This window comes from Allolucifera butyrica, from assembly GCF_900476375.1.
Lineage (GTDB): Bacteria > Bacillota > Negativicutes > Sporomusales > UPPP01 > Lucifera > Lucifera butyrica.
The window spans coordinates 1-758 of sequence record NZ_UPPP01000126.1; the positions used below are offsets into that span (position 1 = coordinate 1).

Sequence of the window (758 nt, forward strand, 5' to 3'; positions counted from 1 at the left end):
GGGTGCCGCCAACATTATCTTCCGCGGTGATCCGGATGTGCAGGCCAAGACGGCGAAATACATCGAAGAGTTTGCCACACCCTATAAAGCTGCCGAACGCGGCTTTGTGGACATGGTCATCGAGCCGAAGGAAACCCGGCCCCGTATTATCGCGGCCCTCAACATGCTGGCGACAAAGCGGGAAAACAGGCCGGCCAAGAAACATGGTAACATTCCCTTGTAATCTCTGATTTCACTGCCATGGATCCGGGTTTTATTAACAGCTAGAAAGGAGACCTGCAAAATGACAGTACCTGATTCGATGGAAGGCGCGATCATATTAAGCGTTATCGATTTTCTACTGAGCTTCGTAATTATTTATGGCATCAGCCTGGTTTTGTATATATTTCCCCATCTGAACAAGCTGGGCCATGTCGATGAAAGCAAGCTGAAGGGCGGCCACTAATTCTTGTTCGTAACCTTATACTATAGGAGGAAAGTGCATGTTTGAACAAATCTCGTCGCTACTGTATTCGCTGGTCGAACAAACCGGCCTTGCCCAGCTTTGGTGGGGCAACGTGGTAATGATTATTGTCGGTGCCGTCCTGGTTTACCTTGCGCTGGCCCGCAAATACGAACCGTTTTTGCTATTAGGCATCGGCTTTGCCTGTATTGTTGCCAACGTTCCCGGTTCGGATCTGATAAAGCCCGGCGGATTATTTTATTATGCCTATAAGGGCGTGGAACTGGTAATTCTTCCGCCGCTTATCTTTTTCGGC

3 protein-coding genes are annotated in these 758 nt (G+C 49.1%); all 3 read left to right on the forward strand.

Going from position 1 to position 758, the window contains the following annotated elements; all coding sequences use genetic code 11:
* Nucleotides 1-223 (forward strand): carboxyl transferase domain-containing protein (locus tag LUCIF_RS23535; protein ID WP_279386989.1); only part of this gene is annotated, 223 nt, incomplete at its 5' end.
* 60 nt (nucleotides 224-283) lie between these two features.
* On the forward strand, nucleotides 284-445 hold the full coding sequence (locus LUCIF_RS26305; protein ID WP_165865920.1) for a hypothetical protein: 162 nt from the start codon (nucleotides 284-286) through the stop codon (nucleotides 443-445).
* Nucleotides 446-482: 37 nt separating this feature from the next.
* The coding region (locus LUCIF_RS23540) for a sodium ion-translocating decarboxylase subunit beta (protein WP_207858383.1) at nucleotides 483-758 on the forward strand (276 nt) is incomplete at its 3' end.